The 25765-nt window shown below is 72.7% G+C and carries 29 protein-coding genes; 11 read left to right on the top strand and 18 right to left on the bottom strand.

What is annotated here, in order from left to right; genetic code table 11:
- The first annotated feature begins 37 nt into the window (after positions 1-37).
- The 3 genes from AB0O91_RS24495 (at position 38) to AB0O91_RS24485 (ending at position 2920) form a co-directional block, all read left to right on the top strand.
- Complete coding sequence (locus AB0O91_RS24495; protein ID WP_363436703.1) at positions 38-238, top strand: hypothetical protein; 201 nt, start codon at positions 38-40, stop codon at positions 236-238.
- Between the two features lie 192 nt (positions 239-430).
- Positions 431-1351, top strand: a complete 921-nt coding sequence (locus AB0O91_RS24490; RefSeq protein ID WP_363436701.1) for an undecaprenyl-diphosphate phosphatase — start codon at positions 431-433, stop codon at positions 1349-1351.
- Positions 1352-1531: 180 nt separating this feature from the next.
- Positions 1532-2920, top strand: a complete 1389-nt coding sequence (locus tag AB0O91_RS24485; protein WP_363436795.1) for a PLP-dependent aminotransferase family protein — start codon at positions 1532-1534, stop codon at positions 2918-2920.
- A gap of 58 nt (positions 2921-2978) precedes the next feature.
- Here the strand turns inward: AB0O91_RS24485 and AB0O91_RS24480 are convergent, their stop codons facing one another.
- From AB0O91_RS24480 to AB0O91_RS24430, 11 genes are all read right to left on the bottom strand, one after another.
- Positions 2979-3182 carry a DUF6126 family protein gene (locus AB0O91_RS24480; RefSeq protein ID WP_363436699.1) on the bottom strand — a complete coding sequence of 68 codons (204 nt, stop codon included), beginning with the start codon at positions 3180-3182 and terminating at the stop codon, positions 2979-2981.
- Positions 3183-3213: 31 nt separating this feature from the next.
- Positions 3214-3849, bottom strand: coding sequence for an XRE family transcriptional regulator (locus AB0O91_RS24475; RefSeq protein WP_363436697.1), 636 nt, complete (start codon positions 3847-3849; stop codon positions 3214-3216).
- A 91-nt stretch (positions 3850-3940) separates the two neighbouring features.
- Entirely contained in the window at positions 3941-5680 is a 1740-nt protein-coding gene (locus tag AB0O91_RS24470; protein ID WP_363436694.1) for a pyruvate dehydrogenase, read from the bottom strand.
- 179 nt (positions 5681-5859) lie between these two features.
- Entirely contained in the window at positions 5860-8265 is a 2406-nt protein-coding gene (locus AB0O91_RS24465; protein WP_363436691.1) for a glycosyl hydrolase family 65 protein, read from the bottom strand.
- Entirely contained in the window at positions 8262-9011 is a 750-nt protein-coding gene (locus AB0O91_RS24460; protein WP_363436688.1) for a beta-phosphoglucomutase family hydrolase, read from the bottom strand. The genes AB0O91_RS24465 and AB0O91_RS24460 overlap by 4 nt, the downstream gene beginning before the upstream one ends.
- Positions 9012-9114: 103 nt before the next feature.
- Positions 9115-9915: a VOC family protein gene (locus AB0O91_RS24455; protein ID WP_363436686.1), complete on the bottom strand. Its 801-nt coding sequence runs from the start codon at positions 9913-9915 to the stop codon at positions 9115-9117.
- A gap of 252 nt (positions 9916-10167) precedes the next feature.
- A complete protein-coding gene (locus tag AB0O91_RS24450) occupies positions 10168-10617 on the bottom strand; it encodes an SRPBCC domain-containing protein (protein ID WP_363436683.1) in 450 nt (149 codons plus the stop codon).
- A 113-nt stretch (positions 10618-10730) separates the two neighbouring features.
- The gene (locus AB0O91_RS24445; protein WP_363436680.1) at positions 10731-12500 is read right to left on the bottom strand and encodes an LCP family protein; all 1770 of its coding nucleotides are present in this window, start codon (positions 12498-12500) and stop codon (positions 10731-10733) included.
- 293 nt (positions 12501-12793) lie between these two features.
- Positions 12794-14500, bottom strand: coding sequence for an LCP family protein (locus tag AB0O91_RS24440; protein ID WP_363436677.1), 1707 nt, complete (start codon positions 14498-14500; stop codon positions 12794-12796).
- 161 nt (positions 14501-14661) lie between these two features.
- Entirely contained in the window at positions 14662-15216 is a 555-nt protein-coding gene (locus AB0O91_RS24435; protein WP_363436674.1) for a YciI family protein, read from the bottom strand.
- Between the two features lie 121 nt (positions 15217-15337).
- Positions 15338-16405: an alcohol dehydrogenase catalytic domain-containing protein gene (locus AB0O91_RS24430; protein WP_363436671.1), complete on the bottom strand. Its 1068-nt coding sequence runs from the start codon at positions 16403-16405 to the stop codon at positions 15338-15340.
- 99 nt (positions 16406-16504) lie between these two features.
- Between AB0O91_RS24430 and AB0O91_RS24425 the strand changes: the two genes are divergently transcribed.
- Positions 16505-17101, top strand: a complete 597-nt coding sequence (locus AB0O91_RS24425; RefSeq protein ID WP_363436669.1) for a CGNR zinc finger domain-containing protein — start codon at positions 16505-16507, stop codon at positions 17099-17101.
- Positions 17102-17117: 16 nt separating this feature from the next.
- On the opposite strand, the gene cyaB is transcribed toward AB0O91_RS24425, so the two are convergent.
- Positions 17118-17681 carry a class IV adenylate cyclase gene (cyaB, locus tag AB0O91_RS24420; protein WP_363436667.1) on the bottom strand — a complete coding sequence of 188 codons (564 nt, stop codon included), beginning with the start codon at positions 17679-17681 and terminating at the stop codon, positions 17118-17120.
- Between the two features lie 246 nt (positions 17682-17927).
- Between cyaB and AB0O91_RS24415 the strand changes: the two genes are divergently transcribed.
- Entirely contained in the window at positions 17928-18116 is a 189-nt protein-coding gene (locus tag AB0O91_RS24415; RefSeq protein ID WP_363436664.1) for a hypothetical protein, read from the top strand.
- A gap of 16 nt (positions 18117-18132) precedes the next feature.
- A complete protein-coding gene (locus AB0O91_RS24410) occupies positions 18133-18333 on the top strand; it encodes a hypothetical protein (RefSeq protein WP_363436662.1) in 201 nt (66 codons plus the stop codon).
- A 61-nt stretch (positions 18334-18394) separates the two neighbouring features.
- Here AB0O91_RS24410 and AB0O91_RS24405 read toward each other — a convergent pair whose 3' ends face one another.
- Together AB0O91_RS24405 and AB0O91_RS24400 are read right to left on the bottom strand one after the other, a co-directional pair.
- Positions 18395-18580 carry a DUF397 domain-containing protein gene (locus AB0O91_RS24405; protein ID WP_363436660.1) on the bottom strand — a complete coding sequence of 62 codons (186 nt, stop codon included), beginning with the start codon at positions 18578-18580 and terminating at the stop codon, positions 18395-18397.
- Entirely contained in the window at positions 18573-19439 is an 867-nt protein-coding gene (locus tag AB0O91_RS24400; protein WP_363436657.1) for a helix-turn-helix transcriptional regulator, read from the bottom strand. The genes AB0O91_RS24405 and AB0O91_RS24400 overlap by 8 nt, the downstream gene beginning before the upstream one ends.
- A 202-nt stretch (positions 19440-19641) precedes the next feature.
- Between AB0O91_RS24400 and AB0O91_RS24395 the strand changes: the two genes are divergently transcribed.
- The 4 genes from AB0O91_RS24395 to AB0O91_RS24380 all read left to right on the top strand — a co-directional run bounded on the left by AB0O91_RS24395 (position 19642) and on the right by AB0O91_RS24380 (position 21339).
- Positions 19642-20013, top strand: a complete 372-nt coding sequence (locus AB0O91_RS24395; RefSeq protein ID WP_363436655.1) for an ATP-binding protein — start codon at positions 19642-19644, stop codon at positions 20011-20013.
- Positions 20010-20261 carry a hypothetical protein gene (locus AB0O91_RS24390; protein WP_363436652.1) on the top strand — a complete coding sequence of 84 codons (252 nt, stop codon included), beginning with the start codon at positions 20010-20012 and terminating at the stop codon, positions 20259-20261. The genes AB0O91_RS24395 and AB0O91_RS24390 overlap by 4 nt, the downstream gene beginning before the upstream one ends.
- Positions 20258-20380, top strand: coding sequence for a hypothetical protein (locus AB0O91_RS24385; RefSeq protein ID WP_363436650.1), 123 nt, complete (start codon positions 20258-20260; stop codon positions 20378-20380). Before AB0O91_RS24390 ends, AB0O91_RS24385 begins: the two co-directional genes overlap by 4 nt.
- Positions 20381-20616: 236 nt before the next feature.
- Positions 20617-21339: a G1 family glutamic endopeptidase gene (locus AB0O91_RS24380; RefSeq protein ID WP_363436647.1), complete on the top strand. Its 723-nt coding sequence runs from the start codon at positions 20617-20619 to the stop codon at positions 21337-21339.
- Between the two features lie 135 nt (positions 21340-21474).
- Here the strand turns inward: AB0O91_RS24380 and AB0O91_RS24375 are convergent, their stop codons facing one another.
- Both AB0O91_RS24375 and AB0O91_RS24370 read right to left on the bottom strand, forming a co-directional pair.
- Positions 21475-22263 (bottom strand): hypothetical protein, encoded by a 789-nt coding sequence (locus tag AB0O91_RS24375; protein ID WP_363436644.1) that lies wholly within the window; start codon positions 22261-22263, stop codon positions 21475-21477.
- A 52-nt stretch (positions 22264-22315) separates the two neighbouring features.
- Entirely contained in the window at positions 22316-22894 is a 579-nt protein-coding gene (locus AB0O91_RS24370) for a TetR/AcrR family transcriptional regulator (protein WP_363436642.1), read from the bottom strand.
- 88 nt (positions 22895-22982) lie between these two features.
- Here AB0O91_RS24370 and AB0O91_RS24365 point away from each other — a divergent pair, with 88 nt between their 5' ends.
- On the top strand, positions 22983-23429 hold the full coding sequence (locus tag AB0O91_RS24365; protein ID WP_363436639.1) for a DUF1772 domain-containing protein: 447 nt from the start codon (positions 22983-22985) through the stop codon (positions 23427-23429).
- An 84-nt stretch (positions 23430-23513) separates the two neighbouring features.
- On the opposite strand, the gene aspS is transcribed toward AB0O91_RS24365, so the two are convergent.
- Positions 23514-24848, bottom strand: coding sequence for an aspartate--tRNA(Asn) ligase (aspS, locus tag AB0O91_RS24360; RefSeq protein ID WP_363436636.1), 1335 nt, complete (start codon positions 24846-24848; stop codon positions 23514-23516).
- A 384-nt stretch (positions 24849-25232) separates the two neighbouring features.
- The gene (locus AB0O91_RS24355; RefSeq protein ID WP_363436633.1) at positions 25233-25628 is read right to left on the bottom strand and encodes a peptidase inhibitor family I36 protein; all 396 of its coding nucleotides are present in this window, start codon (positions 25626-25628) and stop codon (positions 25233-25235) included.
- Between the last annotated feature and the right edge of the window lie 137 nt (positions 25629-25765).

Raw genomic sequence — 25765 nt, 5'->3', positions numbered from 1 at the left:
TGGGCATCCGTCGTCCCCTCGCCGATGGAGGCCCACGATGGACCGCCGACCCCGGCTCAGCGCCGCGCTCACCGTCGCCCTGCTGCTCGGCGGCGCCCCGCTCGCGGCGACCACCGGGGTGCTGCTCGGCGGCGCCGTGCACCGGGCGGTGCCGGACGGCCTGCCGGGCGGTCTGCCGGGCGCCGTCACCGGCCTGCTGGTCCGGCGGCTCGGGGCCGGTGGCGGGCGGGACCGGTGATGCCCGGGGGCGGTGACACCCCGGGAGCGGTGGCACCTGGGGGCGGTGACACCCGGACATACGCTCGATGAATTTCTGGCAGCGGGACTGCCGGGCGTCTACATGCCCGTAGTAGCTTCGCGGGGGCCACCGGAATCGGCCGGCCGCAGAGCACGGCCCCACCCCCCCCCCCCCCCAGAGCGAAGGTGCGCGATGTCCACCCTGACCTACCCCGAAGCGATAGGCGTCGGCCTGCTGCAGGGTGTCACGGAACTCTTCCCGGTCTCCAGCCTCGGCCACAGCATCCTGCTCCCGGCCGTGATCGGCGGGAAGATCCAGCAGGACCTCGACATGACCGCCGACGGCTCCTCCTACCTCGCCGCCCTGGTCGCCCTCCACCTGGCCACCGCGCTCGCCCTGGTGGTGTTCTTCTGGCGGGACTGGGTCCGGGTGGTCAGCGGCCTGGTCAGCTCGATCCGGCACCGCCGGGTGGAGACCCGGGACGAGCGGCTCACCTGGCTGCTCATCATCTCCACCATCCCGGTCGGCGTGGCCGGCCTCGTGCTGGAGAAGGCGCTGCGGCACGCGCTCGGCAAGCCCGTCCCCGCCGCGGTCTTCCTGGCCCTCAACGGGCTGGTGCTGCTCGGCGCCGAACGCCTCAAGCGCGGCGGCACCGGTCGCCGCCGGGCCGGACACGCCGCCCCGCCCGTCGACGAGCCCGGCCTGGACCCGGCGATCGCCTCCGACGCCCGGCTGACCAAGCTCAGCTTCGTCCAGGGCGCCTGGATCGGCTCCGCCCAGATCCTCGCCCTGTTCCCCGGCATCAGCCGCTCCGGCGTCACCATGAGCGCCGGCATCCTGCGCGGGCTGCACCACGAGGACGCCGCCCGGTTCTCCTTCCTGCTCGCCACCCCGGTCATCCTGGCCGCCTCGGTCCTCAAGGTGCCCGAGCTGTTCAAGCCGGAGAACTCCGGCGTCCTCGGCCCGGTCGCGGCCGGCAGCGTCGCCGCCTTCGTGGCCGGCTACATCTCGGTGCGCTTCCTCACCAAGTACTTCGAGACCCGCAGCCTCACCCCGTTCGCGGTCTACTGCTTCCTGGCCGGCGTCGGCAGCGCGATCTACCTGTCGCTCTGAGCCCTCCCCGCCCGCGGGCCGTCCGGCACACCTGCCGGGCGGCCCGCGGGCGTTCGGGGGCGGGGTCTTCTTCCACCGCGTCGACACCGCCGGCGAGGAGCCGGCCGGCGCCACCCGGTGACTCCCGGCCACGCCAGAATGGGGCCCGTGAACGGCTCCTGGACCGCCTTCGGCGGCGACCTGCACCTGGATCTCACCGAGCGGCGGGCGGCCGGCGCCGGGCTGCGGGCCGCGCTGGAGGACGCGCTGCGGGAGGCCGTCCTGGACGGGCGGCTGGCCCCCGGCACCCGGCTGCCGTCCTCCCGGGCGCTGGGCGAGGACCTCGGCATCGCCCGCAACACCGTGGTGGAGGCGTACGGGCAGCTCAGCGCCGAGGGCTGGCTCAGCTCCCGGCAGGGCTCGGGCACGACGGTCGCCCGGCGGTCCGTGCCCGTGCGGGGCGAGCGGGCCGCCCCGGCGCAGGTGCGGCCCGCCGTCCGGCACGACCTGATGGCCGGCCGGCCGGACCTCTCGCTGTTCCCCCGCACCGCCTGGCTCGCCGCCGCCCGCCGCGCCCTGGCCACCGCCCCGCACGAGGCGCTCGGCTACGGCGGCCCGCTCGGCCGGATCGAGCTGCGCGAGGCGCTCACCCACTACCTGGCCCGGGTCCGCGGCGTCCGCACCGACCCGGACCACCTGCTCGTCTGCAACGGGTTCCAGCAGGGCTTCGGCCTGCTCTGCGCGGCCCTGCGGGAGCGCGGGGCGCGGGCCCTGGCGGTCGAGGGGTACGGGCTGCCGCCGCAGCACGCGGTGGCCCGGGCCGCCGGGCTCGCCCCCGTCCCGCTGCCGCTGGACGGCGACGGCGCGCTGGTCGACCGGCTGGACGCCCGCTGCGGCGCCGTGCTGCTCACCCCCGCCCACCAGTACCCCACCGGGGCACCGCTGTCCGCCGAGCGGCGGGCGGCCGCGGTGCGGTGGGCCCGGGAACAGGACCGGTACGTGGTCGAGGACGACTACGACGGGGAGTTCCGCTACGACCGGCAGCCGCTCGGCGCGATGCAGGCGCTCGACCCGGAGCGGGTGGTGTACGCCGGGACGGCCGCCAAGAGCCTCGCCCCCGGTCTGCGGCTGGCCTGGCTGGCCCTGCCGGACGCGCTGGTCGAACCGGTCGCCCGGCTGAAGGCGCTGGCCGACGTCATGTCCCCGGTGCTCGACCAGCTGACGCTCGCCGAACTGATCACCTCCGGGACGTACGACCGGCACGTGCGGCGCTGCCGGCTGCACTACCGGCGCCGCCGCGACCGGCTGGTCGCCACCCTCGCCGAGCACGCCCCGCACGTCGAGGTCACCGGCATCGCGGCCGGTCTGCACGCCGTGCTCCAACTCCCGCCCGGCGCAACGCCGGAGGCCGAGCTGCTGGCCCGCGCCGAGGCCGCCGGACTCGCCCTCAGCGGCCTCGCCTCGCACCGCGTCGACCCGGCGACCGCGGAGGACGCCGCGCCCGCCCTGGTGATCGGGTACGGGACTCCGCCGGAGCACGCCTTCCCGGCCGCCCTGGAGGCCCTCTGCGGCGTGCTGCGCACGGCGTGAGGGAGAGCGCCCGCCCCGACGGGGGAAGCGGGGGCGGGCGCTCGGCAGGAGGGGCGGCCTACTTGTTGCGGGTGCCCAGTTCGAACAGCAGGATGATGAACCCGGCGAAGAGGTGGCAGCCCACGGTGTAGATCACCAGACGGTGGTAGACCCGCTTGTTGGCCCACTTGCCGGCGTCGACGGTCTTCGGGCCGGCCGCGGTGTCGGGAGCCGCGGGCGCGGGGTCGGCGGTGGTGGGACCGGCGGTGGTGGGATCGGCCATGGTGATCTCCTCCGGGTGTGCTGACGGCGGGTCAGTGGACGGCGGCGGGGCCGCCGCCGAGGCAGAGTTCGCCGCCGGGGCTCTGCAGCAGGGTGTGGACGAAGAGCAGCTCGACGCCGGAGTCGGACTCGGCGGCGATGCAGTGCGGGGTGAGCGAGTCGTAGTGCGCGGAGTCGCCGGGGCCGAGGACGTGGACGCGGTCGCCGAGGGTGACCCGCAGCTCGCCGCGCAGCACGTACAGCCATTCCTCGCCGGGGTGCACCCGGACCACCGAGTCCTGGACGCCCGGCGGCACGTGCACCCGCAGGGCCTGCATGGCGCGACCGGGGGCGCCCGCCCGACGGTAGCCCCACCCGCCGGCCCGGCCGGGCTCGATGGCGCCGCCGCGGACCACCGGGTCCGGTTCGACCATGGCCTCGCCGAGCAGCCCGGAGACGGACGTGCCGTAGGCGCGGGCGAGGCCGAGCAGCACGGGCAGCGAGGGCTGGCGGCGGCCGGTCTCCAGTCGGGACAGATAGGCTGGGGAGAGACCGATCCGGCCCGCCGCGACCTCCAGGGTGAGCCGGCTGCTGAGCCGGTGCTCGCGGAGGCGGGCGGCGAGGCCCGCGACCTCCTGGTCGTCGCTGTGGTCGCCGTCGGCGGGGGTGCCGGTGGAGCTGGTGGTCATGTGACCAGTGGACACCCGGCCTGCCCCGTGGGCAAGAAATTTGCCTCAGAGGCAAGGGGCGTTCGGCGCGGCCGGTCCGTTGCGCGGGCCGTTACGGCCTGGGCACGTTGCGCAGGTTGCTGCGCGCCAGGTCGACCATCCGCCCGACCCCGCCCGAGAGCACGGTCTTCCCGGCCGCCAGCGCGAAGCCCTTCAGCTGGGCGGCGGTGATCCGCGGCGGGATGGACAGCGCGTTGGGGTCGGTGACCACGTCCACCAGCGCCGGGCCGGGCCGCTCCAGCGCCTCCGCCAGCACCTCGCGGACCCGGGCCGGCTCGGTGACCCGCTTCGCCGGGATGCCCATCGCCCGGGCGATGCCCGCGTAGTCCACGTCGCCGTTGTCGATCTCGAACTCCGGGTAGCCGGAGACCAGCATCTCCAGCTTGATCATCCCGAGCGCGCCGTTGTTGAAGACCACCGTCTTCACCGGCAGCCGGTGCTTGGCCACCGTGAGCAGCTCGCCGAGCAGCATGCCGATCCCGCCGTCCCCCGCCATCGCGATCACCTGCCGCCCCGGGCAGGCCAGTTGGGCGCCGATCGCGTGCGGGAGGGCGTTCGCCATCGAACCGTGCAGGAAGGAGCCGATCACCCGGCGGCGGCCGTTCGGCTGGAGGTAGCGGGCGGCCCACACGTTGTTCATGCCGGTGTCCACGGTGAACACCGCATCCTCCGCCGCCACGTCGTCCAGCACCGAGGCCACGTACTCCGGGTGGATCGGCAGGTGCTTGTCGATGTCCCGGGTGTAGGCGCCGATCACGTCCTCCAGCGACTTGCAGTGCTTGCGCAGCATGCCGTCCAGGAAGGAGCGGTCCGGCTTGGCGTCCAGCAGCGGCAGGACCGCCCGCAGGGTCGCCGCGACGTCCCCGTGCACGGCCAGCTCCAACGCGCTGCGCCGGCCCAGCCGGGTCGCGTCGTGGTCCACCTGCACGGTGTGCGCCTGCGGGAGGAAGGAGTCGTACGGGAAGTCGGTGCCGAGCAGCAGCACCAGGTCGGCCGAGTGCAGCGCCTCGTGGCAGGCCCCGTAGCCGAGCAGCCCGCTCATCCCGACGTCGTACGGGTTGTCGTACTGGATCCACTCCTTGCCGCGCAGCGAGTGCCCGACCGGCGCGTTCAGCGCCTGCGCGACCGCCATCACCTCGGCGTGCGCCGCGCGCACCCCGGCGCCGCAGAACAGGGCCACCCGGCGGGCCGCGTTCAGCAGCCGGGCCAGCTCCTGCACCTGCGACCAGGGCGGCGCGGCGACGGCCTGCTCGGTGAGGAAGTGGCTGGTGCCGGTCGGCCCGGCGGCCGGGAGGGCGGCGACGTCCCCGGGGAAGGCCAGCACCGAGACGCCGTGCGAGCCGAGCGCGTGCTGGATCGCGATCCGCAGCAGCCGGGGCAGTTGGGCGGGGGCGGAGAGCATCTCGCACCAGTTGCTGCAGTCGGTGAACACCCGCTCGGGGTGGGTCTCCTGGAAGAAGCCGGTGCCGATCTGGCCGGACGGGATGTGCGAGGCGAGCGCGAGGACGGGCAGGCCGCTGCGCTGGGCGTCGTACAGGCCCTGGATCAGGTGGGTGTTGCCGGGGCCGCAGGAACCGGCGCAGACCGCCAGCCGGCCGCTGAGTTCGGCCTCGGCGGCGGCCGCGAAGGCGCCGGCCTCCTCGTTGCGCACGTGCACCCAGCTGATGCCGTCCGCCCGCCGGATGGCGTCGACGACGGGGTTGAGGCTGTCGCCGACCACGCCGTACACCCGCTCCACCCCGGCCTGCCGGAGCACCTCCACCATCTGTTCGGCCACGGTCGCCACGGGCACGTCCCTTCGCTCGCCACAGGTCACCTGCAGCCTCCGGCCGGGCCGGGGCGCGCGCACACGGGGCGGGTCGAACGGGTGAGCGGATGGACGGGCGGATGGGCGGACGGGCGGACGGGCGGGCGGACGGGCGGACGGGCGGACGGGCCGCGCGGGGCCGGGCGGCCCCGCGCGGGGTGCGGCTACTCGGCCGCGAGGTGGTCCTGCTGGCCGAGCTTGCCCGCGACCAGGCCGGCCTGGGGCTGACGGCGGGCGGGCTCCCGGCCCGGGGGCTGGGCGCAGCGTTCCTGCGCGGGCGGGACGGCCGTCGGCAGGGTCACCGGGGAGCCGGCCTTCACCTGGACCGTCTCGCCGTCGTGCCGCAGGTGGATCACCTCGCCGCGGCGCAGCGTGTAGGTGGTGCCCTCGTGGCCGATCCGGACGCCGAGGAGCTGCCCGCGGACCAGCAGCGAGAAGCTCAGCCGCATCAGGCCCGGCGGGAGCCGGGGCCGGAAGTCGAGCGTCTCGCTGTGGTCGCGCAGTCCGCCGAAGCCGGCCACCAGGGCGATGCAGGCCCCGGCGAGCGAGGCCATGTGCAGGCCGTCGCGGGTGTTGCCGCCGAGGTCGTGGAGGTCCATCAGGGCGGCCTCGGCCGTGTAGTCGTAGGCGAGGTCGAGTTGGCCGACCTCGGCGGCGATCACGGCCTGGGTGCAGGCGGAGAGCGAGGAGTCGCGGACGGTCAGCCGCTCGTAGTAGGCGAAGTTGCGGGCCTTCTGCTCGTCGGTGAAGGCGTCGCCGCGGACCTGCATGGCGAGCACCAGGTCGGCCTGCTTCACGACCTGCTTGCGGTACAGGTCGAAGTACGGGTAGTGCAGCAGCAGCGGGTAGTTCTCCGGCGGGGTGGACTCGAAGTCCCAGACCTGGTGGTGGGTGAAGCCGTCGGCCTGCGGGTGGACGCCGAGGTCCTCGTCGTACGGGATGTACATCGCGGCGGCGGCGTCCCGCCAGGCGGCGGTCTCCTCGGTGTCGACGCCGAGTTCGTCGGCCTCGCGCGGGTGGCGGACGGCGGCCTCGGCGGCGGCGCGCAGGTTCGTCTGGGCCATCAGGTTGGTGTAGACGTTGTTGTCGGCGACGGCGCTGTACTCGTCGGGCCCGGTGACGCCCTCGATCCGGAACTTCCCGGCGGCGTCGTGGTGGCCGAGCGAGCGCCACATCCGGGCGGTCTCCACCAGCAGTTCGAGGCCGTACGCGCGCTCGAACTCCTCGTCGCCGGTGGCCCGGACGTAGCGGGCGACGGCGGTGGCGATGTCGGCGCCGATGTGGAAGGCCGCGGTGCCGGCCGGCCAGTACCCGGAGCACTCCTCGCCGCGGATCGTGCGCCAGGGGAACACCGCTCCGGCCAGGCCGAGTTGGGCCGCGCGTTCGCGGGCCAGCGGGAGGGTGGTGTGCCGCCAGCGCAGGGCCTGGTTGACGGCGCTGGGCAGGCAGTAGGTGAGGACGGGCAGGACGAAGGTCTCGGTGTCCCAGAAGCTGTGGCCGTCGTAGCCGGGGCCGGTCAACCCCTTGGCGGGGATGGCGCGTTCCTCGCTGCGGGCGCCGGCCTGGAGGACGTGGAAGACGGCGAACCGGACGGCCTGCTGGAGTTCGACGTCGCCCTCGATCTCGATGTCGCTGGTCTCCCAGAACTCCTTGAGGAAGTCGGCCTGTTCGGCGACCAGGCCGTCCCAGCCGGTGTACCGGGCGGCGTTCAGCGCGGCCTCGACCTGGTCCCGGACGGCGGGCAGCGAGCGGGTGCCGGACCAGCCGTAGGACATGAACTTGACCAGCCGCAGCCGCTGTCCGGGTTCGAGCACGGTGGTGACGCTGATCCGGCAGTGGTCGGGCTCGGCCTCGGCGACGGTGTCCAGCCGCGCGGGCCCCTCGATGACGTGGTCCATCCCGGCGGCGACCCGGATGCCGCTGAACCGGGTGCGGTGCACCAGGACGGCCTTGGTGCCGGTGGCGTGGTGCCCCTCGGGCTGCAGCGGTGCCTCCAGGACGGCGGCGGCGCGCGGGTCGCCCTCGGGGCCGCCGGGCAGCTGCTCGTTGGCCACCAGTTCGGACTGGAGCACGATCCGCACCGGCCCGTCCACCGCCTCGACGCTGTACTCGACGGCGGCGATGGCCCGCTGGGTGAGCGAGACCAGCCGCGAGGAGCGCACCCGGATGGTCCGGCCGGCCGGCGAGGTCCATTCGCAGTCGCGGTGCAGCACGCCCTCGCGGAAGTCCAACCACCGCGTGTGGCCGACGAGTTCGCCGTAGCGAAGATCGAAGGGCTCGTCGTCCACCAGCAGTCGGATGATCTTGCCGTTGGTGACGTTGATGACGCTCTGGCTGGACTCCGGGTAGCCGTAGCCGCCCTCGCCGTAGGGCAGCGGGCGCAGTTCGAAGACACCGTTGAGGTAGGTGCCGGGCAGGCCGTGCGGCTCGCCCTCGTCCAGGTTGGCGCGCAGGCCGATGTGGCCGTTGGAGAGCGCCAGGACGGACTCGGCGCGGGCCAGCGAGGCCGGGTCGACGCCGTGCTCGGTGATCTGCCAGGGGTCGATGGTGAAGTTGTCGGCGGGACTCATGCGGTGTCATCCCCCAGCAGCTCGGCGAGGTCGTCGACGACCACGGTGGCGCCGTCGCGGCGCAGTTCGGCGGCCTGCCCGGTGCGGTTGACCCCGACCACGGCGCCGAAGCCGCCGGCCCGGCCGGAGGCGACCCCGGCGAGCGCGTCCTCGAAGACGGCGGCGTGCGCGGGTTCGACGCCGAGCGCGCGGGCGGCGTACAGGTAGGTGTCCGGGGCGGGCTTGCCGGGCAGTTCCCGCTCCTTGGCGACCACGCCGTCCACGATCACGTCGAAGAGGTCCAGGATGCCCGCCGAGCGCAGCACGTCACGGCAGTTGGCGCTGGAGGAGACCACCGCGCGGGGCAGTCCGAGCGCCCGCAGCCGGTGCACGTAGGCGACCGAGCCCTGGTACGGCGCGACGCCCTGCTCGCGGATCAGCCGCAGCACGGTGTCGTTCTTGGCCCGGCTGATGCCCTGCACGGTGCGCGAGTTCGGCGGGTCGTCCTCGGTGCCCTCGGGGAGGTCGATGCCCCGGCTGTGCAGGAACGCGCGGGTGCCGTCCAGGCGCGGACGGCCGTCCACGTACGTGTCGTAGTCGGCGACGGCGTCGAACGGGGTGAACTGCCCACCGGTGCGGGCCGCTTCGGCGCGCAGGAAGGCGTCGAAGGTGTCCTTCCAGGCCGCGGCGTGCACGGTTGCGGTCTGGGTGAGCACCCCGTCGAGGTCGAAGAGGAAAGCGCGGATGTCGTCCGGTAGCCCCAGCATGGGTGCAGTCTGCCCCGGGAACGCCGGGGATGCCGCCCATTCCCGGCGGCGCGTCGCGGGAAGGGCGGCTTCCGGTCCCCGCCGCGCGGGACGGCGGGCGGGCTCAGGGAGAGTCGGGCAACTGCGCCTCGGGCGACTGGACCACCGCGAAGACCGCGCCCTGCGGGTCGTTGACCACGGCCATCCGGCCGGCCTGCATGTCGAACGGCGGCTGGATCACCGAGCCGCCCGCCTTGACCAGGGCGTCCACCACCGAGTCGGCGTCGTCCACCAGGAAGTACGCCATCCAGTGCGAGGGGGTGCCGGGCGCCAGGTAGCCGGGGATCCCCTGCATGCCGCCCACCGTGCGGTCGCCGACGTTCAGCGAGAAGTAGCCGTCCATGCCCTGGATGGTGGCCGGGCGCAGCCCGAGGGCCGGCTGGTAGAAGCGCCCGGCGGCCCCGGTGTCGGCGGTGTTGAGCTCGTTCCAGACCAGCGCGCCGGGCTCGTTGACCACACCCGCACCGATGAAGTCCATCGCCTGCCAGACGCCGAAGACCGCGCCGGTCGGATCGGTGGCGACCAGCATCCGGCCGATCGTGCCCACGTCCATCGGCGGGAAGAAGACGGTGCCGCCGGCCTCGGCGATGGCCGCCCCGGCGGCGTCGGCGTCGTCCGAGGCCAGGTAGGTGGTCCAGGCGACGGGCGGCAGCGGTTGGCCCTCGGGCGCCGACTGCGCCATGATCCCGGCGACCGGACGGCCGTTGAGGGTGCACACGGCGTAACCGCCGAACTCGGCCGGGCCGACCTCGCCCTGCCAGCCGAACAGGTCGCGGTAGAAGTCGAGCGCGGCCTGCTGGTCGCTCGCCATCAGGTCGATCCAGCACGGGGTGCCGGGCTGGTACGGATCGGTCACTAGGGGCATTGCTGGCCTCCCGGAGGCGCTGCTGGCCGGCTGTGGTCGTCGGGCGGGCGGGGCCCGGCCCGACCGGTACGGCCGTCCGCGCGGACGGCGGTACGACGGAGGTACACCGCCCACCTTCGGCCCACCACCGCGTTCCCGCCACCGGACGGCGCCCTGGCGGGCGAGGGCGCGCACGGGGGCACGCACGGGCGGCGCCGGGCCTCTCCGGGGCGGCGTGCCGGGAGGGCCGGTCGCATCCCGGGAGGGCGGCGGTCACTGCTCGTCGTGGCGCAGGGTGGTGACGAAGTACGGTTGCGCCGTGCCGCTCTGCGCGTAGTCCTTGAGCCGGACCAGCAGTTCGGCCCAGGTCCCGGCGACCATCGGGACGCCCGCCTCGCTGCCGGGCTGCCAGCCGCCGTGCCGGAACAGCAGCCGGGTGCGGTCGGACGCGCCGGGCTGGTCCTCGAGGTCCCAGCTGATCCAGGTGCCGGCCCAGTGCGGCGGGAAGGCCCCCGCGTTGGCCCAGAGCACCCGGTCCCGGTCGGCCCGCTCGCGGCGCAGCCGGAACGGCTCGGGGACGCCGGGGAAGTCGAAGAGCAGCACGTCGCCCTCGCGGTCCACGGCCGTGGTCCACCACGCGGTCAGCCCGTCGTGGGTGTCGAGCGCGGCGAGGACGGCGTCGCGGGGCGCGGCGATGTCGAACTGCAGGGCGATCTCGGGCATGGGGTCCGCCTCTCGGTGACCGGTCCCTCCCCGGCCCACGATGGCACGACCCCGGGGCGGGCGCGCCCCGGGGTCGTGCGGTCGACGGCGGGTGCGGTCGACGGCGGATGCGGTCAGCCGCCGCTGCCGTAGGTGGTGTTGGCGCAGATGTCGTCGTCCGCGGAGCGGGCCTCGTTGGTGACGGTGGTGGGCAGCGGCTGCGGCGGCGCCGAGGGGCCGGCGGTGCTCGGCGCACCGGCGCCCATGCCGTTGGCCGCGGCGAAGTCCTGGCCGACGATCACGTTGATGCCCTTGCCGGTGCCGGTTTCGAGGCTGGCGCCCGGGAACAGCGCGGCGAGCTTCTCGGCGTTCGCCTTCTGCCCGGTGCCGTACTCGATCGTGGTGGTCTTGTACTTGGTGCCGGCCGCCTGGCCGGCCGTGCTCGCCGTGTACTTGGCGCCCTTCAGCTGCTCGGTGGCCTTGCCGGCCAGGCCGTTGACCAGCGTGCCGTTGTACACCGAGACCTTGACCGCCGCGTTGGCGGCGTCCCCGGCCGGGGCGGCGGGCGTGCTGGGCCCGGCCGCCGTCGGGGCGGGGGTCGCGCCGGTGCTCGCGGCGGCGTCCGGCTGCTGGCCGGTGGCGTTCTGGCCGTCGATGGTCTGGTCGGCCTTGAGGGTCTCCCAGAGCTTGTTGGCGTCCGGCTGGACCAGGTCGATGTTGGCGTCCTGGGTGCGGTAGCGCCAGGGCGCCGTCACGAACTTGAGGTCGTGCATGTCGATGTTCTTGAGCGACAGGCCGAAGGAGACCAGCTTCTGGGCCGAGTCCAGCCCCGGGTCGACGGTCAGCGACTTGGTCGCCGCGTCGGCCATCGGCAGCAGGTTGGTGGGGCTCAGCCCGTCCTTCTTCATCTTGGTGGCGAGCGAGCTCATGAAGGCCTGCTGGCGCTTCATCCGGCCGATGTCGGAGCCGTCGCCGATGCCGTGCCGCAGCCGCACGTAGTCGAGCGCCTGCTGGCCCTGGACGGTCTGCTTGCCCTGCGGGAGGACGAGGTTGCCCTTCTTGTGCAGATTGGGGTTGATGTCGCCCTCGTAGATCGGCTTCGGCAGGCAGATGTCCACGCCGTCCACGGCCTTGGTCATCGCGGAGAAGCCGTTGAAGTCGACCACCATGGTGTGGTCGACCCGGATGCCGGTGAGCTTCTCGATCGTGTTCTGGGTGCAGGCCGGGTTGCCGCCGTCGCTGCCGCCGACCGAGAAGGCGGCGTTGAACAGGTCGTTGCCGCCCTTGGTCCACTTGCCGTTCGGCAGCTTGCAGGACGGTATCTGGACGATCGCGTTGCGCGGGATCGAGATGCCGACGGCGTGCTTGTGGTCGGCGTAGACGTGCAGCAGGATCGTGGTGTCCGAGCGGGCGCCGCCGTCCTCGCCGCCGCCGAGGTCGGAGTTGTTGCCGCCCCGGCTGTCGGAGCCGATCAGCAGGACGTTCACCGGCTTGTTGCCGTCCGCGTCGGCCTTGGCCTCGGGCGGGCGGTCGGTGGCTATCGCGTCGGCGTCGAAGGACTTGATGTTGGCGTTCAGCTTGTAGTAGATCGCCCCGCCGGTGCCCGCGATCAGCACCAGCACCCCGGCCGCCGACCAGGCGACGATCTTCTTCACGTTCTTCTTGGGCTTGGCACTGCGCCGCGCCGCCGCCCGTCCGCCGCCGGCGCCGTCCGGCCGGGATCCGCCGCCCCCGTCCCTGCCGCCCCCGTCCCTGCCACCGCCGCCCTTGCCCTGGGCGGCGCGGCGGGCCTCGGCCCGGCCGCCGGAGCGCGGGGCGGGCACGCCGCCCGCCGCGTCCTGCGTCGGGAGCGCCTCGGGCGCGCCCTCGTCCCGAGCCGGGCTCTCGCCCCTGCGACCTGCCATGCGCGTACCTTTCACCGACGGAAGCGACGCCCCGGACGATCTGGCGCACCGCACACGGGGAGACGGGCCGAACCGTCCCCGGGTTGTACGTACGAAGGTCGGTACAGACCGACGATCGCGGTTTCCGATCATATTGAGATCAGATAAGAACACTGACCTTCGGTACACCAATGACCCGGGGGCGACGGGATGATCCCGCTACAGACCGTCCGATAACGCCCGATCCGGGCGGTCCGTCCCGGGACGGACCGCCCCCGTCCCCGGCCGGACCGGGCCGGCCGGCGCCGGGCGGGTCAGAACACGCAGGGGATGCCGCCGTCGGACTGGGCCTCGACCTTGGGGCCCTGCATCGGCAGGTTGGCGGTCGGGTCGCTCGGCGCCGCGCTCGGGGCGGCGGGCCGGTCGGAGGCGACGCCGTCGAAGGAGGTGCCGAGGGTGACCACGACGTGGCCGGCCCCGGCCGAGGCGGACTCGGCGGCGGTGACGCCGTAGCGGGCCGCGATCTGGTCGGCGGCCTCCTTGGCGCCCTTGCCGTAGCCGACCGTGGTGGTCTTCGGCCGGGTGTGCGCCGGGCCGGTCACCCCCTGCTTGAAGCCCAGCCCGACCAGGACCTTGGCCTCGTTGGCGGAGGACACCCCGGCGGCGGAGGAGGCGTTGTACACGTCCACGGTGGCCGGGGCGGCGGCCTGGGCGGGGGCCGGGGACGTCGTCGTGGCGGCCGGGGTCGCCGGGGTCGCCCCGCCCGCCGGCGGGTCGCTCGGGGCGGGTGCGGGGGCGGCCGCGTCGGCGTAGCCGAAGACCTGCTTGACCACCTTCTGAATCTTGGACGGGGTGACGATGTTCACGGCCTGCCCGTTCCTCTTGTCCTCCCGGTCGAAGGTCAGGGTGTTGAACTCCACGTTCCCGCCGGTGAGCGCCGGGGCCTGCTCGGCGAAGTCCAGGACGTTCCACTGGTTGTCGATCACCAGGTCCTGCTGGACCACCCCGAACAGCTTCTGCATCGCCCCGAGGTCGCCGACCACGCCCTGGCTCTTGAGGTTGTGCATCACCGAGGAGATGAAGGCCTGCTGACGGTGCGTACGGGCGAAGTCGTCCGAGTTCCCGTGGCCGTCGTCGAGGTTGTGGCGCTGGCGGACGAAGGAGAGCGCCGTGGCGGCGTCCAGCTTGCTGCGGCCGGCCGGGAGCTTGAGGCCGGTGCCGCCGCCCTCGTGGCCGGGGGTCCTGGCGATGATCGGGTCGTTCACCGGGTGGGTGAGGCAGACCTCGATCGGCTGGAGCACCTTGGCGATGTCGTAGAAGCCCATCAGGTTGACCTCGGCGATGTGGTCCACCGGCTGGTCGACGAACTTCTGCACGGTCCGGATGGTCGCCGCCCGGCCCGCGTCCCGGCCGGCCTTCTCCAGGTCGGCCCCCTTGAGCCCCTTGGCCTTGGCGCTGCCGTTGAACGCTTCCTTGGCGTTGCCGTAGGCCTCCTTGATCTTGGCCATGCCCGCCTCCCTGCCGTCCGCGCCGTACGTCATGACGTAGTCGTCGCGGGGGATCGAGACGCCCTGCACCTTGCCGCCGTTGGCCGGTATGTGCAGCAGGATCAGCGAGTTGGTGTTGTAGCCGCCGATGCTGGAGTCGGCGCCGGCGTGCAGGTCGTTCTGGACGATCGCCGGGTCGACGTCCGAACCGTCCATGTTCTTCCGGCTGTCCAGGCCGATCAGCAGCAGGTTGACCGAGTTGTCCAGGTGCTTGGGGGCGTCCTTGCTGGTCTGCTCGATGGCGCTGGAGGTGGTCATCCCGTCGGTCAGCGAGGTGTACTCGTACCAGACCACCCCGCTGGCCGCGAACACCGCGAAGCCGACCGTGCAGGCCGCCACCCGGCCCGCGATCAGCAGCGGGGAGCCCTTGGGTCCCCCGGCGCCCCCGGCACCCCCGGTGGCCTTGCGGGCGGCGGCCCGACCGCCCGACGGCGGCTCCCCGGCGTCCGGCTGCTGCTCGACGTGCTCGGCCATGGTGCGTCCCCCGGCTCCGGGACCGTTCGGTCCGTGTTCGACAGGCATGGAGCGGCCAGCGAAACACAGAAACGGATCGAGCCAAAGCGCTTCGCCGTCAAATTACCCGTGCTGCACCCGATTTACCGCCGATTGCACCTGGCCGGGACGGCCCCGGGGGCTCAGGACGGTCGGCCCCCGAACTGCCAGGGGTGCACCTCGACGACGGCGTACCGGTCCCGGGTCAGCACGGCCCGCGCCGCCTCCGGGCCGGCCGCCCGGACCAGCGCCGCCGTGCCCAGCCAGGCGGTGCCGTCGTCGGACAGCAGCGGCCCGTAGGCGATCAGGTCCTCCGCCCGGTCCGGCGGCACCGCGAGGTCGGCGGCCGGCCCCGCGCCGAGGCCGAGCACCAGGTAGCGGTTGCCGCCGGTCCGGCCGCCGGGGAACTCCCACATCGTGCGGCCCAGCAGGTTGCGCCAGCGCCTGACCAGCACGTCGCGGTAGGCGCCGGCCTGGTAGCCGGGCTCGTCGAAGGCGAACGCCCGGGCGGTGGCCGGGTCCGGCAGGTCGACGATGTGCACGCTGCCGGTGAGCGTGCTGCCGTCCTCGGAGAGGGTCGGGCCACGGGCGGTCATCTCCGCCGCGTACCGGTCCATGTAGGACCAGTGCTCCTCGCGCAGCTCCCAGCGGAGCGTTCCGGAGTCGGGCCGGTCACGGTGGTGGAAGAAGAACTCCATGCCCGCAGGATCCCGTCCGGCGGGGAACCGCGTCGAGCGGGTTTCGGTCGGCTCAGCAATCGAACGGGTTCCGGTCGGCTCAGGAGCGGTCGGATCAGCCGTCGAACGGGTTTCGGTCGGCTCAGGAGCGGAAGTCGTCGATCACCACCACGCCGGTCGGGCCGTACGCGGCCAGCTCCGCCAGGACGGTGCCCGCCCCGCCCAGGCCGACGGTGCGGGAGACGATCCGGCCGGGGTGGAGGCGACCGGACTCGATCATGGCGAGCATGGTGCCGAAGCGCTGGGCCTGCATGCCGAAGGCGCTCCGGAACTCCAGCTCCTTGACCAGCATGACGTCGACGGGGAGAGGGACGTCGCCCTGCTCCGCGCCGGTGGTGTGGCCGAGTTGGAGGTGGCGGCCGCGGGTGCGCAGGGAGCGCACGGAGTTCCGGCAGGCCTCGGCGATGCCCACGGCGTCGACGGAGACGTGGGCGCCGCCGTGGGTGAGGGTCTGCACGGCCTCGACGGGGTCGCTCTCCGTCGCGTTGACGGTGTGGACGGCGCCCAGGGCGCGGGCGGCCGCCAGCTTCTCCTCGGTGAGGTCGATCGCGATCACGTTGGCGCCGGTGGCCGCGGCGATCTCCACGGTGGCGAGGCCCATGCCACCGCCCGCGCCGTGCACGGCGACCCACTCGCCGCCGCGCACCCGGGCCTGGTCGACGACGCCGTGGAAGGCGGTCATGTAGCGGCAGGAGAGGGCGGCGACCTCGGTGAAGCCGAGCGGGTCCGGGACGCGGACGAGGTTCACGTCGGCGTGGCGGACCATGACGTACTCGGCGAAGGCGCCCCAGTAGGAGACGCCGGGGACGAGGGTGTCGACGTTGTCGCAGACCTGCTGGTGGCCGTCGCGGCACATCGCGCAGCTGCCGCAGCCGGGGTTCATCGGGAAGAGCACCCGGTCGCCTTCGCGCCAGTCGCGGACGTCCCGGCCGACGTCGACCAGGGTGCCGGCGAACTCGTGGCCGAGGACGAACGGGGGTGTGAGGGAGGGGCCGCCGGTCCAGAACTGGCCGGCCCAGAGCGCCCAGTCGGTGCGGCAGATGCCGTTGGCGCCGACCCGGAGGATCGCGCCGTCGGGCGGGCAGACGGGGTCGGGGACGTCACGGACGGTGAGGGGCTTGCCGAGCTCTTCGATCACTGCTGCGCGCATCGCGCGGCCTCCTCGGGCGCTGATGTCCACTGGTTCAAGGGGTGGACTCGGACGCTAGTCAGTGGCCCGGATCGATGTCAACCGCATAGAGTGGTGGACATGGGCGAGGAGGACGGGCAGGAGAGGGAAGGACGCCAGCGCGCGAAGGCCGACTTCCGGTTCGACGACGCCAGGCTGTGCTTCGCCTTCGCGGGGACCCTGGCGGACCGGGGGACGGCGGAGCCGTTCGAACGGCTGGCACGGCCGGAGGACCTGGGCCGGTGGTGCGTCGAGAGCGGATGCGCGGCGGCGGCGCCCGCCTGCACCGGGGCGGATCTGGTTCGGGCCGTCCGACTCCGCGAGGCGATCCAGCGCATCGGCCGGGCCCTGGCGGAGTCACGGGCCCCGGCCCCCGAGGACATCGCCATTGTCAACGCCACTGCGACGGAGCCCACTTCGGTACCCGAACTGTCCACCGACGCGGCGACGGTGCGCTGGACCGGCGGGAGCGTGGCGGCCGTGCTGTCGATGGTCGCCCGCGACCTGATCGCCCTGTGCGCATCGGAGCACCGCACCCGCGTCCACACCTGCGGCAACCCCACCTGCGGCGCCCTGTTCGTGGACACCTCGCGCGCGGGCGCCCGCCGCTGGTGCTCGATGAAGACCTGCGGCGCCCTGGTGAAGAAGCGCGCCTACCGCGCCAAGGCCCAGGCGTAGGCGTAGGCGGCTGAACTCACGGCCGCGCGGCCGCCACGGCATCGGTGTACAACTCGGTCGTGAGATCGTCCTCGCCGATCCCCAGGCTCGTCAGGACGGCCCGGACCACCACGAGCGCCGGCCCGAGATCGTCCTGCCCGTGCGCCTCGGTCTCGACCTCGATGAACGTGGCGTCCAGTTCGGGCACCCGGACGAGAGTGGCGAGGAGCCGCCGCCCGTCGCGGCCGAAGTCGTAGTTGCGGCAACGCTTCTCGAACTGGATGCGCGGGGCGAATCCGAGGCCGCGCACGATCTCGTGCGCGGCCTCCGCGTCGTCGACGCGGGTCTCCGCCTCCGGCTTCGATCCGGACGCCGTGTCCACCCGGGCACCCTTGTAGGTGAGCACGGTGCGGGTGTCGTCGGGGCCGTGGACGGTACGGATCCGGAGTTCGCGGTCACCGCCCATCAGACTGCCGTCCGGCGCGTCGTAGTAGGTGTCGCGGTAGACCTCCGCGCGGCCCGCGCCGTACCAGTGCTCCAACAGTTGGAGGACGCCCTCCGGGTCCCGCACGACCGCCTTCAGCTCCGCCTCGATCGCCATCCCGGGCCCCTCCGTCAGATCACGCGCTCCGCGCCGTCCAGTAGCACCTCGAACTGCCGTCGCCAGCCAGGCAATCCATCAGACCTGGACGACATCCTGCCGTTCGGGTGACGTCAGACGTGCCCGGGCAGGGCGTGCACGGGGTGTGCGGGGCACGCACACCCCGTGCGAGAGCCCCTCGCGACGCCCGGATCGGAACTCGCCCAGCCGGGGCACCTCTGCCACTCCGCCCCGACGGGAGACGTCATGAGCAGCAGCCTGCTCGACGAGCCCGTCACCGAGATCGAACCCACCACCGCTCCGACGCCCAGTACCCTGCTGTCGCGGAGCGACGAGCCGAGCGCCCGCGCCTGCCCGGTCTGCGGATCGGGCGCCACCTACCAGACCCTGGAAGGCCGATGGGGCTGCACGACGTGCGGCGCCACCTGGGCCTGAGCCCGAGGAGGGCCCGATGGCGGACTGCGTGCAGTGCTCCGCTCCTGCGGTGATCGAGGACCTCGACACCCAGCCACCACAGCCCTGGTGCCTCGGCTGCGCGACGGCCCTCGTCCGGGCCGGTGATCCGGTGCTCAACTACCGCTCGCTTGACGGCGAGAACGCATACGCGCGCGTCCTGGCCGGTGGCAGCACCCAAGTGCTGCCCTTCGGCTGACAGCCACGGTCGATCACCGGCGGCCTCCTGCGGGGAGCAGGAGGCCACCGGAACGATTCGCTCAGGCGTCGAACTCGCCGTTCTTCGCGCCCCGGAGGAAGGCAGCGAACGCGGGGCGACTGGTGGAGAGGATGACGTCCTCCTCGTCGGACTCACGGACCTCGATCACCCCATCGATGGAACGGACCTCGACACAGTCGTCATTTGCGGCAGAGTAACTTGACTTTTGCCATGTGAAGTTAGACATGCTTGTCTTCCATTTCCTCATTGACACATCGAATAAACTCACGGCTCTCATCCGGCGGGAGGGCCGACGAGTCCATCTGCGCGAAGATGGCTTGGAACCTCGCGACTTGGGCCGGCGCATCGATGAGCTGACTGCCGAATCCAGTATCCGTCTGCACGGTGTTCAGGTCAGGAATCGGACCCTCGGCATAGGTGAAGTTCCCGATGGGACTCGGCAGGGAGTCAACGTTGAACGGGAGGACGCGGACCGAGATGTTCGGAGTCTCCGATTCTTCGATGAGGGCTGATAGCTGCTCCGCACGTACCGCCGGGCCACTGAACTGCATGCGAAGCGCAGCCTCGTGGATGAACGCGGTGTATGGCGTCTCCCGATCCCTGATGGCACTCCGCCTCCGCAGGCGGAAGGCCGTCCTGAGATCGACTTCATGCTGAGGCAGCGGCGCATACGACTGAGAGAAAATGGCCGCGGCATAGCTGCGGGTCTGAAGCAGCCCGGGGATGAACGTAATCGAGTATGTCGAGAGGCTTCGAGCATGGCCTTCGAGCTCCGCGACCTCGCGGAAGTCCTCGGACAGGGCGCCGCGGTACTCCTCCCACCAGCCGCCCTTCTCACGTTCCGTGATGATGTCCACCAACGACTCGATCAGAGGCCGGTTGACACACATGCACAACGCCGCGATCGTCCGCAGACGTTCGACACTGATGCCCGTCTTCCCGCTCTCCATCTGCGTCACATGCGCCGGATTGATGCCCAGCTCTCTGGCGAGCTGACTGCCGCCGAGACCGGCTTGCTCCCGCATCCTGCGCAGTTCGGCACCCAGCCTCCGCTGGCGGAGAGTTGGGTTCGATCGAAGCGCCATGCCGTCCCTCTCTACAGGTCGTAGGACCAGTCTGCCTCACCGGCGCTGCCACGTTAGGGGGAACTTCTTGCGGCCCGCCACAAATCTGTGGCGGGCCGCGCTATCGTCGTTCTCGGCTCGATCCGACGGATCGTCAGCACCACTCTGCGCTGCCGTCGTTGCAGCACACCTCTCCCCACACCACAGCCTCACGGAGGTTCCCGTGTGCACCCGTAACACCCCTTCCCTCGCCCTCTCCCGGCAGGCCCTCCGCGCGGCCATGGCCCGCACCGGCCACTGGTCCCCCGACGCCGTCTTCAACGCCGAACTCGCCCTGCTGGAGCTCATCTCCAACGCCTGGAGCCACGGCGCCACCCCCTCCCCCGTCATCGTCCTCACCCTCCACCCCCGCACCCTCCACGTCTCCGTCTCCGACGAGTGCGACGCGCTCCCCCAGCCCCGGACCACCACCCACCCCTCCCTCGCGGAGAACGGCCGGGGCCTCCAGCTGGTCGAGGGCCTCACCGACCGCTGGGGCGTCGACCCGCAGCTGCGCGGCAAGTCCGTCTGGTACGAGCTGGACTCCGACGCGTGACCCGCACCCCCGTCGCGCCCGACGACCCCCGGATGCGCGACTACACCAAGTCCCAGATCACCACCCTCCTCGGCGAGTTGCACCGCCGCGGCCTCCCCCACGGCCTCCTCTGGGGCTCCGCCGGCACCCCGGAGCGCACCCTCGACGGCCGCCTGCTGGTCGACTTCGGCAACGCCCCCGTCAGCACCCTGCTCAACCTCCTCAACCTCCTCCGCGACCTGGAGCGTGACGAGGCCTGGCGCCGGTGAAGTTCCCCGTCGCCGCGATCCTGCTCGCCCTCCTCGCCCTCGCGATCACCACCGTCGCCCTCGGCGTCCTCGCCACCCTCAAGATCCGGCCCCCGGAGGACGACTCCGACCTGCACTGAATCCGCACGAAGGCCCGCTCCGTCTCACGGTGCGGGCCTTCGGCGTCCGATCTTCGGACGGATCGTCAAGTCGCCGCCCTGGCCGGGCAATGGCTTCGCCAACCTTCGCCTTGGGCCCCTTGCCCAGGTCATGACAGCCCCGTCATCCTGTACTGCCACCCGCCGGCGGCCACCCCCACCCACGGCCGCGGTCGGCGTGTGGATCTCCTGTTCGTCCCCTCACGAAGGAGTTCAGCATGCGCAAGTCCCTGATACGTCTCGTCACCGTCGCCGCCACGGCCACGGCGTTCGCCGCCCCCGCCCTCCCGGCCAGTGCGACGGCCGCCCACGCGGCGCTCTCGTTCCGCCCCCTCTCGTACAACACCAACGGCTACAACTGGGGCGGGTACGCCGCCCAGGGCAGCGGCTACAGCTCCGTCTCCGCCTCCTGGGTCGAGCCCGACGCGACCTGCAACTCCTCCAACGACCTGTACGCGCCGTGGGTCGGCATCGACGGCTACGGCTCCTCCAGCGTGGAGCAGACCGGTGTCGCCACCGACTGCTCCAGCGGCAGCCCGGTCAACCAGGCCTGGTACGAGATGTACCCGGCCGCCCCGGTCTACCTGAGCCAGAGCTCGTACCCGGTCTCGGCCGGCGACAGCATCGCCGCCTCGGTGACGTACGCGGGCAGCAGCAAGTACACCCTCAAGCTCGTCGACTCCACGGCCGGCTGGACGTACACCACCACCAAGTCCACCTCCGCCCAGCGGACCAGCGCCGAGGTCATCATCGAGTCGCCGACCGGCTCGTACCCCAACTTCGGTTCGGTGACCTTCACTTCGGCCAAGGTGAACGGCAAGTCCCTCGGCTCGACCAACCCGGTCGCCCTCGACCCGAGCTCCAACTCCGGGTACGAGGCCAGCACCAGCGCGCTCTCCTCCGGCGGCACCAGCTTCAGCGACACGTACATCCAGGAGTAACCGCACCACCGAGCACTGGGGAGCCCTGCCCGCCCCAGCGCACAGCCCGACCCCTGCCGGGCCGCGACCGTCGCGGCCCGGCAGGGGCGTAGCGGCCCGTCCGACGTCCTGCGCGCGCCGGAACGGCCCGGCCCCTCAGCAGTCGGCCCGGACCTGATCGGCGACCGGGAAGTCGGCCTCGCAGTCGGGGCAGGTCGCGGCGCCGAAGACGTAGGTCAGCGCGTGCGCGACCCCGGGCTGCCCGTCCGCCACGGCCAGGTCGTGGAGGCGTCGGCCGATGCCGTCCATCGCTGCGGGGTCGGCCGGTCGCAGCGGCCTCCCGGCGACGTCCTCCGAGAGCGCGTAGTCGTGGCTGGTGGAGAAGTGGCCGGCCTCGCCGAAGACGAGGAACAGGCCCGCCTCGCAGTCCGGGCAGGAGACCTCGAACTCCTCGTTGCCGAGCCCCCAGGCCAGGTCCTCGCTCCAGCCCTCGACGCCCTCGAAGCCGAGCATCGCTTCGAGGAGGTGGACGTAGTCGGCGCGGTCCGCGGCGGTTCGGCGGTACCGGTGCACCGCCCGCAGCAGGGCCTCGATCTCCGCCGCGTACTCGGCCCGGACGTCACCGGCGCCGCGCAGCTCGCCGGCCCCGCGCAGCTGACCGGCCTCGCACAGCTCACCGTCCCCGTGCAACTGACCGGCGCCGGCCGTGATCGCGCCCGCCAGGACCAGGGCGTTGACCGCCTGTTCGCGGTCCCCGCCCTCCGCCGTGCGCGCCAGCCACGGCAGCGCCGCGAAGCTCGCCGGGTAGACGCTGCCCTGGTGGCACAGGGCCGACCACAGTTCGCTCCAGAGCTCGGCCTTCCGCTCCGCGGTGATCCGCTCCAGCAGGGCCGGTATGTCGTCGGCGGGACCGTAGGCATGGCTGAGCTGCGACCAGTTCGTCATGCGGCGATCCAACCAGCCCGCTCCGACAAGGCACGGCGCCGGAGCCCGCGCGTCAGAGCAAGGCCAGCCGGTCCACCAGCAGGTCCACCCGCTGGTCGAGGTACTCCGGCGGGAGCCGGCCCGCGCGGGTCAGCGTCGCCTGGCCGTGCAGGGAGGCCCAGAACACCTCGGTGAACACGCCCGGGTGGACGCCCTCCCCGGCGACCTCGCCGAGGGTCTCCAGCAGCGCGGCGAAGGCGTCCTTCAGCTGCTCCGGGGTGGACTCCTGGGCGAAGGCCAGGCCGCCGTCGAGCTGGAACATGGCGTCGTAGACCGCCGGGTTGGCGGCCGCGAAGTCGAGGTAGGCGCGGGCGAGGGCGGCGACCCGGGCGCGGGGGCCGTCCGCGACGGCGGTCGCGGCCCGCAGCGCCGCGGCCAGCTCGGTGGCGCCGTCCAGCGCGACGGCGCCGATGATCTCCCGCTTGCCGCGGAAGTGGCTGTAGAGGACGGGCTGGCTGTACTCGATGCGCTCGGCGAGCCGGCGGGTGGTGACCGCGTCCCAGCCCTGCTGCTCGGCGAGTCCACGGGCGGTCGCCACGATGAGGCGCTCCCGCTCCGCCCGTTCGCGCTGCTTGCGTTCCTGTACCGACATGACCCGATGCTAGCACCGCTAGACAACCGAGCGACAGCAGGTCTAGCGTTGAACCAACAGCTAGCAGCGCTAGATTCTGGGGGTCACCATGCTCACCGCACTCGAGGTCTTCACCACCGTCGCCGTCGGCCTGATGGTGGGGGTGGAGCTCTCCGTCGCCTTCGTCATGAACCGGATCTTCGCCGCCCTCCCCGAGGACGCCGGCCAGCTCGCCCGCGCCCACGGGGGCCGGATGCTCGGCGCCCTGATGCCGTTCTGGTACATCGGCTCGGTCGTCCTGGCCGGCGTCTGGGCGGTCGCCGGACGGCACCGGCACGGCACCGGGCTCGTCCTCACCGCCGCCGGCCTGCTGATCGTCAGCGTGCTGATGTCCGTCCTGCTGCTCGTCCCGATCAACAACCGCAGCAAGACCTGGACCCCGGAGGACCGGCCCGCCGACTGGAAGGAGCAGAGCCGCCGTTGGGACCGCTACCACTACGCCCGGGTCGCCGTCATCGTCGCCGCCTTCACCCTGCTGGTCACCGCCCTCGCCTGAGCACGGCAGCCCGGCGCGGCACAGCAGCCCGGCGCAGGAAGTCGGCCGATCCGACGTCCTGCGCCGACCCGTCCCCCTCCACGGTTACGGCGAGAGCCGGTTCGGCCCCCGGAACAGGAAGGTCGCCTCGCGGATCGAGCCGAGGCCGAGCAGCACCATCAGCACCCGCCCGAGCCCCATCCCGAAGCCGCCGTGCGGCGGGCACCCGTAGCGGAAGGCGTTCAGGTAGTCCCGCATCGGCTCCGGGTTCATGCCCTTCTCGGCCGCCTGCGCCAGCAGCACGTCGTGGCGGTGCTCGCGCTGGGCACCGGTGGTGACCTCCAGGCCGTTCCAGAGCAGGTCGAAGCTCAGCGTGACGCCGGGGTCGTCCGCCGCCCGCCGGTGGTAGAACGGCCGGATGCCGACCGGGTAGCGGGTGACGAAGACGAACTCGTGCCCGGTGGTCCGCCGGACGTGGGCCGCGAGCGCCCGTTCGCCCTCCGGGTCCAGGTCCTCCTTGACCCCCTCCCGGTCCCAGCCGCCCGCGCGCAGGACCTCCTGCGCCTCGGCCATGGTGATCCGGGGGAAGGGGGTGGTCGGCACGGTGACCTCGACGCCGAACTGCTCGGCGACGGCCGCGCCGTGGACCTCGGCGACCCTGCCGATCGCGTGGGCGAGCATCCGCTCCTCGAAGGCCATCACCTCCTCCACGTCGTCGATCCAGGCCAGTTCGACGTCGACGCCGGTGAACTCGGTGGCGTGCCGGGAGGTGAACGACGGTTCGGCGCGGAACACCGGGCCGATCTCGAAGACCTTCTCCACCCCCGCCGCGATCGCCATCTGCTTGGAGAACTGCGGCGACTGCGCCAGGTACGCGCTGCGACCGAAGTAGCCCAGCTCGAAGACCTCCGCGCCGGACTCCGAGGCGGTGCCCATCAGCTTGGGGGTGTGCATCTCGGTGGCGCCCTCGGCGTAGGCGTACGCACGCATGCCCTGTTCCAGGGTGGTCTGCACGGCGAACAGCAGCTGGGCGGCGGGCCGGCGGCGCACGTCCAGGTAGCGCCAGTCCAGGCGCTGTTCCGGCCCGGTCCGGTCGTCGATCGGCAGCGGGGTGGCGGCCGGGTTCAGCACCTCGACCGTCTCCGGGACGAGCTCCAGACCGCCGAGCTTCACCTGCGCCGCCTCGACCACCCGGCCGGCGATCCGGACGGCGGACTCGGGGGTGAGCGCCTGGAGTTCGGCCTCCAGCGGCCCGCCGTCCCGCCGGTGGGTGACCTGCACCAGGCCGGTGCCGTCCCGCACGATGACGAACTGCATCCTGCCCTGGAGGCGGAGGGCGTGCACCCACCCGCAGACGGAGACGGACCCGGACCCGGGCTCGGACCCGGTACGGCCGAGGTGTGCGCGCAGCTCGGCGACGCGTACGCGGTTGTGGATCATTGAGGTCCTCCGAAGGACATCGTCATGATCCCTTGGGAGTGCGGGCGAGAAGGGGACTCGCGGTACCACCGCACTTTCGCCGCCACCGGGGTGGCGGCCTCGTTCGGCCCGGTGACGGGGGCCGGCCGGCGGGGCATTGGAGCGCCTCGACGGCGGCCGTTCCTCCCCGCAGCTCAGGAGGGTCTTCACCTCGGGGCGCGGGACCGCCTTCCCAGCTGCCGGCGGCTCTCTCTGCTCGCGTGATCCCTGGCTACTCGTCTCCGTCGACGCGTTGCGCAGCAGGATACGAACCCCGCGGGGGCGGGGCAATCGATAAACGGGGGCGGGCACGTACGGCGGCCCCTCCCCCGGAACGGGTGGAGGGGCCGCCGCGGGACCGTGCGGTCAGTTCAGCATCATCGAGGACGTCTGGTCGTTGAAGGCCGCGGGCACGTCGGTGCAGTGGCCGGACGGGACGGTGAACGAGGTGCCCTCGTAGGCCGGCTGCGAGAAGAGGGTGACGGCGGTGCCGGTGTGGTTGCAGACCGAGCTGATGATCTTGTCGAAGCCGTAGTCGGACATCCAGTCGACGTTCTCGTCGGCCAGCATGACCCGGCCGTTCACCGGCCGGTTGAGCCCGTAGTTCTCGTAGAGACAGACGAACCCGTCGTTGCACAGGGCGGCGCCCTGCCCGCTGATGACGTGCACGCTCCGGGTGGTGGCGTCGGCCGACTGGACGGGGAGGGCGACCAGGCCGGCGAGCACGGCGGTGGCCATGACGAGGGGAAGGCGAAGCTTCAAGGAGGTCTCCTTGGTGGGCGGGGGCGGATCCCCCGGCTTCCCGCATCATGGACAAATAACATTAATCGGACGAAGAGACACAAAGTATCCACACGAACGTCACTGGGATGGGTCCCCCGCCGGCCCCGGAACGGCCG

Source organism: Kitasatospora sp. NPDC089797 (assembly GCF_040684795.1).
Classification (GTDB): domain Bacteria; phylum Actinomycetota; class Actinomycetes; order Streptomycetales; family Streptomycetaceae; genus Kitasatospora.
The sequence above is the reverse complement of the archived record's forward strand: the minus strand, read 5'-3'. Positions and strand labels throughout refer to the sequence as shown.

Excerpts from the sequence above, each read along its gene's own strand:
- AB0O91_RS24495 (WP_363436703.1), top strand. The coding sequence starts at position 38 with ATGGACCGCCGACCCCGGCTCAGCGCCGCGCTCACCGTCGCCCTGCTG.
- AB0O91_RS24490 (WP_363436701.1), top strand. The coding sequence starts at position 431 with ATGTCCACCCTGACCTACCCCGAAGCGATAGGCGTCGGCCTGCTGCAG.
- AB0O91_RS24480 (WP_363436699.1), bottom strand. The coding sequence starts at position 3,182 with ATGGCCGATCCCACCACCGCCGGTCCCACCACCGCCGACCCCGCGCCC.
- AB0O91_RS24475 (WP_363436697.1), bottom strand. The coding sequence starts at position 3,849 with ATGACCACCAGCTCCACCGGCACCCCCGCCGACGGCGACCACAGCGAC.
- AB0O91_RS24465 (WP_363436691.1), bottom strand. The coding sequence starts at position 8,265 with ATGAGTCCCGCCGACAACTTCACCATCGACCCCTGGCAGATCACCGAG.
- AB0O91_RS24460 (WP_363436688.1), bottom strand. The coding sequence starts at position 9,011 with ATGCTGGGGCTACCGGACGACATCCGCGCTTTCCTCTTCGACCTCGAC.
- AB0O91_RS24455 (WP_363436686.1), bottom strand. The coding sequence starts at position 9,915 with ATGCCCCTAGTGACCGATCCGTACCAGCCCGGCACCCCGTGCTGGATC.
- AB0O91_RS24450 (WP_363436683.1), bottom strand. The coding sequence starts at position 10,617 with ATGCCCGAGATCGCCCTGCAGTTCGACATCGCCGCGCCCCGCGACGCC.
- AB0O91_RS24445 (WP_363436680.1), bottom strand. The coding sequence starts at position 12,500 with ATGGCAGGTCGCAGGGGCGAGAGCCCGGCTCGGGACGAGGGCGCGCCC.
- AB0O91_RS24440 (WP_363436677.1), bottom strand. The coding sequence starts at position 14,500 with ATGGCCGAGCACGTCGAGCAGCAGCCGGACGCCGGGGAGCCGCCGTCG.
- AB0O91_RS24435 (WP_363436674.1), bottom strand. The coding sequence starts at position 15,216 with ATGGAGTTCTTCTTCCACCACCGTGACCGGCCCGACTCCGGAACGCTC.
- AB0O91_RS24430 (WP_363436671.1), bottom strand. The coding sequence starts at position 16,405 with ATGCGCGCAGCAGTGATCGAAGAGCTCGGCAAGCCCCTCACCGTCCGT.
- AB0O91_RS24425 (WP_363436669.1), top strand. The coding sequence starts at position 16,505 with ATGGGCGAGGAGGACGGGCAGGAGAGGGAAGGACGCCAGCGCGCGAAG.
- cyaB (WP_363436667.1), bottom strand. The coding sequence starts at position 17,681 with ATGGCGATCGAGGCGGAGCTGAAGGCGGTCGTGCGGGACCCGGAGGGC.
- AB0O91_RS24415 (WP_363436664.1), top strand. The coding sequence starts at position 17,928 with ATGAGCAGCAGCCTGCTCGACGAGCCCGTCACCGAGATCGAACCCACC.
- AB0O91_RS24410 (WP_363436662.1), top strand. The coding sequence starts at position 18,133 with ATGGCGGACTGCGTGCAGTGCTCCGCTCCTGCGGTGATCGAGGACCTC.
- AB0O91_RS24405 (WP_363436660.1), bottom strand. The coding sequence starts at position 18,580 with ATGTCTAACTTCACATGGCAAAAGTCAAGTTACTCTGCCGCAAATGAC.
- AB0O91_RS24400 (WP_363436657.1), bottom strand. The coding sequence starts at position 19,439 with ATGGCGCTTCGATCGAACCCAACTCTCCGCCAGCGGAGGCTGGGTGCC.
- AB0O91_RS24380 (WP_363436647.1), top strand. The coding sequence starts at position 20,617 with ATGCGCAAGTCCCTGATACGTCTCGTCACCGTCGCCGCCACGGCCACG.
- AB0O91_RS24375 (WP_363436644.1), bottom strand. The coding sequence starts at position 22,263 with ATGACGAACTGGTCGCAGCTCAGCCATGCCTACGGTCCCGCCGACGAC.
- AB0O91_RS24370 (WP_363436642.1), bottom strand. The coding sequence starts at position 22,894 with ATGTCGGTACAGGAACGCAAGCAGCGCGAACGGGCGGAGCGGGAGCGC.
- AB0O91_RS24365 (WP_363436639.1), top strand. The coding sequence starts at position 22,983 with ATGCTCACCGCACTCGAGGTCTTCACCACCGTCGCCGTCGGCCTGATG.
- aspS (WP_363436636.1), bottom strand. The coding sequence starts at position 24,848 with ATGATCCACAACCGCGTACGCGTCGCCGAGCTGCGCGCACACCTCGGC.